A 10,213-nucleotide genomic window follows, 5' to 3' on the forward strand; every position below is an offset into this window, starting at 1 on the left:
CGGCATTTCACCTTGCGTTTTGCACCAAAACGCAGTGCATTTAGCGGCATATTGCACCTCATTTTGCTGAAAACAGCCCAAAAGCTGGTACAAATTGCGGTTTTATGCAATGTGTATTCATTTCACTTGCATTTATAACCATCCCACTTTTGCACCTAAACAAACCTCCGCGAGAATCGATTTTTTGCGGCAAGATTGGCGATTGGTGGATAAAAAGGGTACTCTTAGTGTTAAATTTCTTGCTGAAAAATTTACAGCGGTGGCAAGTTGACGGGTGGGAAGGTTAGCAAGAGGGCAAGTTGAAGGGGGTAACAAGTAGACGAGCGAACGGGTTATGAGTGGACGAATGGTCGGCTTACAAGCAGGCAAGGAAACGTACTTGCCCCAGAACGACAAGCTTTTTGCAACGGTGTTGGCCCCGAAAGGCCATCAAAAGAGGTGTTGCTTTGTTCCTCATTTGGGTGCTGTCGTTGCCCTTGCGCCGCATACCGCACACGCAAAAGGAGCCGAACTTCCATCACTGGAAACCCGGCTCCAACCAACAATTTAACTTTATACCTTGACTAAAGCTAACTTCTATAATCTAGAAAACCTTTTAGCCACAACTATGTTTATTTGCGTCCTTGTTATCCTAAACACCAAATTGTTGGTTCGATGTGTGGACTAGGCTCGCGCCTTGCGCCATACAAGTATGAAAAAAAACATTTTATTATGGGTCACTGCCACTCTCTTTCTCTTTTCTCTTTTTGCAGGCGCACCCGCCGCGCCTTTGCTTTCCAGTTGCCTGGCGGTTGCCCTTTGGGCTTTGCTGTTAGGCCTGATGTTTGTATATATAGTCTCTCTCCTTTATTGTCGGGGTGCAGCGAAGGGCATGCCTGCTATGGCCATGCTGTGGGTTTCGCTGTTTTTCTCGGGCGTATTCTTTACTGGTGGCTTTCGGTATGGCCCCAACAAGCGTTTCGCCCGCATAGCTTTCGTTTCCTTTTCATTCGTTCGTCCGTTTGATGTATTTTAAGTTTATGTTCTCGATTTGCATACATTTAAGAAAGAACAAGGTTGCGGAGGCGACCTGGTTAGATAAGGTTCGGTTCGTATTCTGGGTTAGCTAGTTTGTAGATTATCCGATAAGATAATGTCCTTTCTTTTGTGTCTACGTCACCTTTCCCGCACCTGAACTTGCTCTTCTCAACGGTTTGTGCCCTAGGGCTTTGCCGTTTGTATCGTCATTTCACTGTAAAGTCGTTAATCGTCGTTTTAGTCGAAGGTTGTTTTTACGGTTTTGTACCTGCATTTTGCCGGGTTTGCTTTTCTTCGTTGCGCTTTGCAAAACAGGTAAGTTGGCGGATTGACAAGTGCCAGTGCTCTCTATTCATCCATTTAATTTCGGTTTGCACTATTGAGAGATTGATGATCGAATAACCAATTAATCAAATATTAAAAAACCAGGTTGCGCCCATCTCTCCGCCAACTGTGTTTCAATAGGGAAAGGAAGGCCGCCGGTAGAAAAACAAAACTAAACATACTATTCAAATCCACCACGTTGGCGACCCTCCCATCTTATGATGCAAACTTTCCCTATCCAAGGGATTTACGTCTCACAACGTTTACCCTGTTGCGTCTTTAAAGTCAAATCCAGTTTATCAACCTTATCGTTTCACAACGTTTTGCCGTTAAGTCTCTTGTTACTCTGCCCATAATGACCCATGTGTCACCAGGTTTTGCGAGTCACATTTACAGTTCAACATTTCTCATTCTCATGATGCCAGCCTGTTCGATGTTCGTCTGTCAGGCCGTTTCTCTATTTGTTAGGAGCGGTCCCGCTAGGCTCGTCTCCCGTTTCTTTTTTCTTTTTAAAACCATCAAGAAGTGCTCTCAAACGTTTGTCTACCTCTGCTTCCACCATCTCTTTAATGACTTCGAGAAGTTCCACCCGTTCGTCACATTGCCGTCTGTTGTTGCTTTGACGTCTCGGTAGTGGCGTGTCTCGAGCATCCTTCATGATTGTTCGTTTTATCTGATGGCAAAGTTAGGTTGTTTTTTGCAAACTGTTACTAGTAAAATCGTGCAAATTTGTGCTTTTTTTGTGCAACGTCAAACTGCACCAACTGGTGATATTTAGCAATATGCAGCCTACAAACGCCGATGAAATGGGCGTTTTCCAGTGACATGTTTACAGTATTTAGGGATGGTTAAAATTTGGGAATTGGCGATATGGGTGGCTTGTTTTACGTGCCGAAAAATTGCTTTTTGTTGCGGGGGTTAAAAGAAATTGCCGAACCGATCAGGCTTGTTTCTCAAGCACCAACCGTTCGGCAACAAAAGGTTTGATTGGTAAAAAGCAGCTTGTTGGGCACTATTCCTTTTGCCTAACGTATTGTGTGGGCGTTATGCCGCATAGGTTTTTAAATGCGCGAACAAAGTTGGAGTAGTCGCTGAAGCCGCAACGCTCGGCCACATCGCGGAAAGGCATACTGGGATTTTTGTCTATCAGCAGCCGTGCCTTGCGTATCTTGATGCGCAGGATGTAGCCCATAGGCGTGCAACCCGTAAGAGCCGATAGCTTGCGATAGAATTGGCTGTACGTCATTCCCATCTTTTCGGCCACTGCCGACACGTCAATCTCGCCGCCAGCATTAAGCAACATATACACCGTGTCGGTTGCTTTGTTGATGAATTTGCGGTCGGCTTCGCTTTGGGGTTGCTCGTCTTCCTTGTCTGTTTCTTCCAGTTTGGCGTACTTTTCCCGTAGCAATCGGCGTTGTTCAAGCAGTTTTTCAACGCGCATGCGCAGCTCGTCGCGATTAAAAGGCTTGGCAAGATAGGCGTCTGCGCCCGCTTCCAGACCTTTTACGCGGTCGGTTTCGGTTATTTTCGCCGTAACAACGATGATGGGAATGTGGCTTGTTACCTCGTTAGCCCTAATCCTTCGGCACACTTCCAGTCCGTCTACGCCCGGCATCATCAAGTCGGTAACAATCACATCGGGCACCATTTGTTCGGCTTTGTTCAGTCCGTCTTGTCCGTTGTGTGCGTAAATGATGGCGTATTTGTCCGACAGCTGCGAGCCGATGAATGCAGCCACGTCCACATTGTCGTCGATAACCAGCACGCGTAGCACGTCGTCGTTGGCCATTTCGGTGTCGGTGGGGTCGTCTCCTTCGGTTGGCAGCAGGGGTTTCGGCATGTCGGGCCTCTGCGGTTGGGCAGGCTCTGCTGCCGATTTTGTTTGTCTGATGGGTAGGCTCACGTGGAAAACGCAGCCTTGTCCCACGGCACTTTCAGCGGTGATGGTGCCGCCAATCGCATCGATAATCTGCTTGACCAAGGCCAATCCCACGCCCGTTCCAATCTTCGCGCCGTCGTTTTCGGCCTGGTAGAAGGCCTCGAAGATGTGCGGAAGGCTCTCGGCAGGTATTCCCTTGCCCGTATCGCTCACGTCCATCAGCAGTCTTTGTCCGTCTGTGCGCACCTTTACGCTCACCGTTCCTTGCGGTGGCGTGTACTTAAAGGCGTTAGACAGCAGGTTGTTCATCAGCTTGTTCACATAGTCGGGCACGAAATCCATCAGCACTTCGCCGCAAAGGTCGGCCGTAAAGGTCATTTCGCGCATGCGTGCATATTCGCGGTAGCTCTCAATGTTCATGGCAATTTGCGCCACGATGTTGCCGTTTCGCCATGCAGGTTCGCCCACGGCCGACTTCATTTTGGATATGTCGAGCAACTGATTGATGAGTGTCAGCAGGCTAGTTCCTTGTCTTTCGATGGTTTTTGTCTTCTCGCGCGTGTCGGCCGGCACGTTCTTGTCTCGCGAAATGGCTTGACTTAGTCCGAGAATAACCGTCAATGGCGTGCGAAACTCGTGCGTGATGTTGGTAAAGAAGTTCTCGCGCAATGCGCTCATCTTCTTTAATAGCATGTGATTGCGTTTTCGCATGCGGCCAGAGTATATCAAAGTGCCAATCAGCAGGCCCAAAACCACGATGACCAGCGTGCCTGCGTAGAGTATGTTCGTTTTGGCAGTGCGTTCGGATGCCAGTTCTTGGCGCGCCTTGTTCACCTTTTCGCCCTGCATTTGGCGTTCGAGGTTGAGGCTGATGCTTTGTATTCGGTTCACCTTCTCCATGTCTATCACGCTGTCTTGCATGGCACTGGCCAGCACATGGTTGGCCAATGCGGCGCGATAGTTGCCTTGTCGTTCGTAAAGGCGGTACAGGTGCGAATACACTTCGGCCAGATGTTCCTTCGATTTTATCTTTTCGGCGATGGCCTTGGCACGTTGTAGGTTTTCGAAAGCCGTGCTTGTGTTGCCCGTTATGTAGTCGATGCTCACCAGGGCAAGCAGCGGTTGCAGGGCGTGCCATTCGTCTTTCGAGTCGTGTAACTGCTCGTACGCCGTTTGATATTCTGCGTATGCCTTGTCGTATTCTTTGGCCTCTTGGTACATTTCGCCAAAAGCCGTGTGGCAAAGGGCAATGCCGAGCGTGTTGTTGGCGTGCCGGTTAAACGCCATCGACCGATGGAAGTAGGCCCATGCGCTGTCTTTTTTGCCCAAGTGTTTGGCCACAGAACCCAGGTTGGCGCAGTTGATGGCTTGCCCGACGTCGCTTCCCAGCTGGCGTTCTCCTGCCAAAGCCTTGCGCAAAACGCTGTCGGCACGTTTGAAGTTGCCCAAGGTCATGTAGATGTTTCCCAGTCCGTTGAGCGATTTCACATAGTTTTTTCTGGCCAGCCAGCACGTGTCGCCACTCTCTTCCGTCAGTCGCAGGGCCTGATAGTGGTAGGTTTGGGCGGCATCCAGAACGCCCAGCCGGCGATAGTTGGTGCCGATATAGTTCAGCGCGAGCACCCATTCGATGGTGTCGCCCATGGCTTCGGCCTGTTGCAAGCCCTTACTATGCACGCGTAACGACTCTTCAAAGCGGCTTTCGTCGCGCAAAGCCTTACCCCATTCGCGCAAGGCCACCACGCTGCCCAGCTTGTTTCCGGCCTTTTCCAGTTGCGCTTGCAGCTTGGCTAAGGCCTCAATGCCTTGCGCTTGAGCCACGATGCTGTCTGCCTTGCGCCGCTCTTGGGGCGTAAAGCAACGATGTCTGCCCGCGCAGGCAGCCAAAAGTAAGAGGGCCGATAGAATTAAAAACGCCTTTCGGGCGTGCAAGGCCATGCGTGCAGATGGCCGCAAAAGGGTAGAAGTGTCCTCCATAAACGATGGGATAAGTAAGCATACCTCTGCCACAAAGCACTTCATTAGAAAGGGGTTTGACGACAATAGGGCGACCGAACGGCAGGTGCGAATGTTCAAAAAATAGAGATAATCTCGCCCTTTTCGGTCGGCGTAGCTTGTGGATTTTTTGCAAAAATACTGCTTTTTTTAAACAAATGGCGCTTTGTTTTGTTAATAGATGTTCAACGGCAGGCATTCTTTGCCGGTAAATTCACATCCTGCAAACGATGTGCATACCGCAAAATTGGGCGATAAAAAACTTGTGTGCGCAACAAAAGTAAAAAACTTTGCCGCCCGTTTAGTCCGTTAAATAAATAATCGTAACTTTGCGTTAGGTTTGGGCTTGCTTGCGAAATTGCTTTCCAAAGGGGCAGAATGCCCTTCCAAAAGGACGAATTTCTGAGCCCCAAAGGGCGGAAACATCAACTCGAAGGGGCGGAAATCTTTGTCCCAAGGCATCGGTGTTCTTCTGCCGAAAGCGGGGCATCTCTCTGCGAAAAGCGGCGAAACAGACCCTGCCTAACACAAAAGCCAACCTCATAGAACAACGAAAAGAACAAAGATAAACGGCCTTGCACATGCGCTATGTAGACGTTATATTGCCCCGCCCCTTAGAGGGTTACTTCACTTATGCCATCTCCGACGAGCTGGCTACGGGGGTGAAGCTGGGCATTCGCGTGCTTGTTCCGTTCGGCGCATCAAAAACTTGCACGGCTATGGCGGTGCGTGTGCACGATGACAAGCCGGAGTTCGACACCAAAGCCGTGCTGCAAGTGGTAGACACGGCGCCGATGTTGTTGCCCCAACAACTGGACCTTTGGCAATGGATAGCCCAATATTACATGGCGCCCATCGGCGATGTGTACACTGCGGCCTTGCCTGCGGGCCTTAAAGACGAGGCGGGATGGCAGCCAAAGACCGAAGTTTACGTGGCGTTGGCCGACAATTTTCAAACCGATAAAACGCTAAACATCGCTCTCGACATGCTGCGCGGCGCGCGCCAACAGCTTAAAGCGTTCACCTGTTTCCTGCATCTCAGCCATTGGGACACCTTAGAAAACAACCAAACGCAACAGCCCGTGGCCGAGATAACGCGCGTGGAACTGATGAACGAAAGCGGTGCTAGCAACGCTACCATTAAGGCTTTGGTGGACCGAGGCCTACTCCGTATATATAATAAGGAGGTGGGACGACTGAATACCGGCGACACTGAACCCGCCGAAAAGCCCAAACCGCTGAGCGCGGCACAGCAAGAGGCGTATAACAGCATCGTGTTCCAGTTTCTCAAAAAGCGAGTGGTGCTGTTGCACGGCGTAACATCTAGCGGTAAAACCGAGGTGTATATACATCTTATCAGCAAAGCCTTGGCAGAGAAGAAACAAGTGCTTTACCTGCTGCCCGAAATAGCATTGACCGTACAAATGACCTCGCGCCTGAAACGTGTGTTTGGCAAACGCTTGGGCATTTACCACTCGCGATACAGCGATGCCGAACGTGTGGAGATATGGAAAAAGCAACTTTCTGCCGAACCCTACGAGGTTATACTGGGCGCAAGGAGTGCCGTGTTCTTGCCTTTTCAACGTCTTGGATTGGCCATCATCGACGAAGAGCACGAGGGAAGTTTCAAACAGCAAGACCCTGCGCCGCGTTATCACGCCCGTTCTGCTGCAATCGTGCTGGCCAGTTACTATGGCGCGCAAACGCTTTTGGGCACGGCAACGCCCTCGACCGAGACCTATTACAATGCGCAGACGGGCAAGTACGGCCTTGTTGAACTCACCACACGATACAAAGACATCGCCCTGCCCGAGATAAAGGTGGTGGATGTGAAGGACCTTCGCCGCCGAAAGCTGATGAACGGGCCTTTTTCGCCGACCTTGCTGTCTGCCGTTCGTGGCGCGTTGGAACGTGGCGAGCAAGTTATTCTGTTTCAGAACCGACGTGGCTTTGCCCCAATGGTTGAATGCCACACCTGCGGATGGGTGCCCAAATGCGACAATTGCGACGTGTCGCTGACGTTGCACAAGAACATGAACCAGCTTACCTGCCACTACTGCGGCTTTACATACGCCGTGCCGACGACATGCCCCAACTGCGGCGAAACCGACTTGCGGGGGCGCGGTTATGGCACGGAAAAGATTGAAGACCAGTTTGCGCAGCTGTTCCCGGAGGCCAAAATAGCACGCATGGACCTTGACACCACGCGCACAAAAAACGCATACGAACGTATTATACACGACTTTTCGCAGGGCAGAACCAACGTGCTTATCGGTACGCAGATGGTTACTAAGGGGCTAGACTTCGACAAAGTGAGCGTGGTGGGCATCTTAAACGCCGATGCCATGCTTAACTATCCCGACTTCAGGTCCTACGAACAGGCGTTTATGATGATGGCGCAGGTGAGTGGAAGGGCAGGGAGGAAGGGTAAACGTGGCTTGGTGTTGCTACAAACAACGTCGCCCGAACTGCCCGTAATTGTTCAGGTGGTGCGCAACGATTATCAAGCGTTCTATACAGACTTGTTGGAAGAGCGTCGTTTGTTCAGGTATCCGCCGTTCTTTCGATTGGTGTATGTCTACTTGAAACACGCCAAAGAACAGGTGGCCGAAACGGCCGGGATAGAGCTTGGCAGCAGACTGCGACAACTGTTTGGCGACCGCGTTCTTGGTCCCGACAAGCCTGCGGTGGCGCGTGTAAAAATGTTGCACATCCGCAAGTTGGTCTTAAAACTAGAACCATCGCTCAGTGGCGAACAAGTGCGCCAATGCTTGCGATACGCCCATAACGAGATGGCGAAAGATAAAAAATACGCCACCCTGCACGTGTTTTACGATGTAGACCCGATGTAAGGGGAGGGGTTAAGAAGTGAGGAGTTAAAGGAGTTAAGGAGTTAAGGAGTTAAGCCAAATGCTTTGTTGCATAGGGACCAACTATCTCGTCAACTAGCCATCTTGTTAACTCGTCAACTCGTCAACTCGTCAACTCGTAAACTAGCCATCTTGTTAACTCGTAAACTTGTTACCTCGTCAACTTGTCAACTTGTCAACTCGTAAACTAATAATAAAAGGAGAACCATATCATGGCAACAACCATAAACAACAAGGAACATTGGTGGGCGACAACGAAAGGTTTGCTGGCCCGCAACAAACATGTGGACGGAAAGGAATTGCAAGAAGACTTCCTTAAATATATCTACGAACACGGTAAGGAAATGCCCCGTCAGCTGGTGGATGAGGCCGCAAAAGACCTTGGCACCAACCGCGAAGGCATGGCCAACACCGTGGGTGCGCTGGTTTTGGCCGGCGAACTAACTGCCAACGACACGCTCGCACTTACTGAAAAGGGTTGCATGCACGCCCTTCGGCTTATTCGCGCCCACCGCATCTACGAACAATACTTGGCCGAACACTCGGGTTATGCACCATCCGAGTGGCACGAACGGGCGCATCGCATGGAACACCGCATCACGCCCGACGAGCAAGAGCGCATTGCATCGCTGTTGGGCAACCCGCTTTTCGACCCTCATGGCGACCCCATACCCACGCCTTCGTTGGCCGTTGCCGACAAAGGCACATGCGGCGAACCCATCGAGGCGCAGTCGTGGTGGCGCATTACGCATGTGGAAGACGACGACAAGCAGCTGTTTACGCTCATAGCCGAGAAGGGATTGACCAAAGACTCGCTCATCTTCATCACCCAGATAGACAACGTGGCCATGATGTTCGACTACGAGGGCGAGCATTTCTCGTTACCCATAACGGCACTCGAGGCCATTAACATGCAACCTGTTACAACTGCCGAGCTAAACAACTTGCCCGAGGTGCGTGCACAAAGGCTTACCCATCTTCAAGCGGGCGAAGAGGCACGTATTGTGGGCTTGTCGCCAGCTTGCCGCGGAGCACTTCGCCGTCGTCTGCTGGATTTAGGTTTCGTAAAAGGTAGTGTGGTGAGCATTGACATGCCTAGTCCCATGGGCAACCCCATCGCTTACATTGTTCGTGGGTCGGCCATAGCGTTAAGGCACGAGCAAGCCAAGTACGTTTTGGTGCGTAAAGACCTTGTGGAGAGCGAGAAACAGCAGCAATAAGGCACGAATGAGGATTAGGGTTTGCCTGGTATGCGCTGTTGGCGTGTGCCATGCACCCACGCCTTTTCGTCCAACCGGCATGCCAGTTGTGGCTTAAAGGTCTTGCAAAAGCCCGTTTCGGCATCTCTTTTCCAAATGCCCACGATTGTTAATTTGTGTGCTTATATTTTACAAAAGACGTGTTGCCCGTCGCCTCGTTCTAGCGAGAATTATGGCTGTTTGGCAGTAAAAATGCCGCTAAAAGCCGACTTTCGGGTCTCGTTTTTAGTCCCTTTTCGGGCATTTTGTCGGTATTTAGTATCGTTTTACCTTTCTATTTGGTTCTCGACTCGTGATTTTTTCGATGCCAAAAACCAGTTTTTTACCCCCAAAATACCGCTTTTTAATAGGAGTTTTGCCCTTTTAGGCCATGTTTTTAATGGTTCTAAGCGGTTATGTTTATACCATTACAATGTATTTTTATGCTTTTCATCTCGCATTTAGCAGCATTTTACGTTGCATTTAGCACCAAAATACCCTGCGTTTTGCATCAAAACGCCCTGCATTTAGCATCAAAACGCATGGCGTTTAGCACCAAAACGCACTGCGTTTAGCGGCATATTGCACTGTGTTTTGCTGCAAATAGCCCCAAAACAGGTGCAAATGGCTGTTGTTTATAATAAATATTCATTTTGCTGCATTCGCATCCTAACCCCATTTTGCACCCAAACAAACCTTCGCGAGAATCGATTATTTGCGGTCGGGTGGGCTTTTGGTGGAAAAAATGTTAGCTATAACGTTAAAATTTATGCCGAAAAGATTACATAGGTAAGGGGTTGACGAGTTGGCGTGAGTTGACAAGTTGACGAGATGGTTAGCTCTTCTGCAATAGAGCATTTGGCTTAACTCCCTAACTCCTTAACTCC

Annotated in this window: 6 protein-coding genes; 3 read left to right on the top strand and 3 right to left on the bottom strand. The window is 50.1% G+C overall.

Going from position 1 to position 10,213, the window contains the following annotated elements; translation table 11 throughout:
• Positions 1–691 precede the first annotated feature (691 nt).
• Positions 692–1,015 (top strand): hypothetical protein, encoded by a 324-nt coding sequence (locus tag HMPREF2955_RS11305; protein ID WP_070723586.1) that lies wholly within the window; start codon positions 692–694, stop codon positions 1,013–1,015.
• 783 nt (positions 1,016–1,798) lie between these two features.
• Here HMPREF2955_RS11305 and HMPREF2955_RS11310 read toward each other — a convergent pair.
• The gene (locus tag HMPREF2955_RS11310; protein ID WP_009231278.1) at positions 1,799–1,999 is read right to left on the bottom strand and encodes a hypothetical protein; all 201 of its coding nucleotides are present in this window, start codon (positions 1,997–1,999) and stop codon (positions 1,799–1,801) included.
• Between the two features lie 354 nt (positions 2,000–2,353).
• Positions 2,354–5,245: a hybrid sensor histidine kinase/response regulator transcription factor gene (locus tag HMPREF2955_RS11315; protein WP_083317711.1), complete on the bottom strand. Its 2,892-nt coding sequence runs from the start codon at positions 5,243–5,245 to the stop codon at positions 2,354–2,356.
• A 554-nt stretch (positions 5,246–5,799) separates the two neighbouring features.
• Here HMPREF2955_RS11315 and priA point away from each other — a divergent pair.
• Together priA and HMPREF2955_RS11325 are read left to right on the top strand one after the other, a co-directional pair.
• Positions 5,800–8,070: a replication restart helicase PriA gene (gene priA / locus HMPREF2955_RS11320; RefSeq protein ID WP_070723587.1), complete on the top strand. Its 2,271-nt coding sequence runs from the start codon at positions 5,800–5,802 to the stop codon at positions 8,068–8,070.
• Positions 8,071–8,300: 230 nt separating this feature from the next.
• The gene (locus HMPREF2955_RS11325) at positions 8,301–9,308 is read left to right on the top strand and encodes a metal-dependent transcriptional regulator (RefSeq protein ID WP_070723588.1); all 1,008 of its coding nucleotides are present in this window, start codon (positions 8,301–8,303) and stop codon (positions 9,306–9,308) included.
• A gap of 14 nt (positions 9,309–9,322) precedes the next feature.
• Here HMPREF2955_RS11325 and HMPREF2955_RS17070 read toward each other — a convergent pair whose 3' ends face one another.
• Entirely contained in the window at positions 9,323–9,451 is a 129-nt protein-coding gene (locus HMPREF2955_RS17070) for a hypothetical protein (protein ID WP_256374701.1), read from the bottom strand.
• Positions 9,452–10,213: the final 762 nt, after the last annotated feature.

The organism is Prevotella sp. HMSC073D09 (assembly GCF_001814145.1).
Classification (GTDB): domain Bacteria; phylum Bacteroidota; class Bacteroidia; order Bacteroidales; family Bacteroidaceae; genus Prevotella; species Prevotella conceptionensis.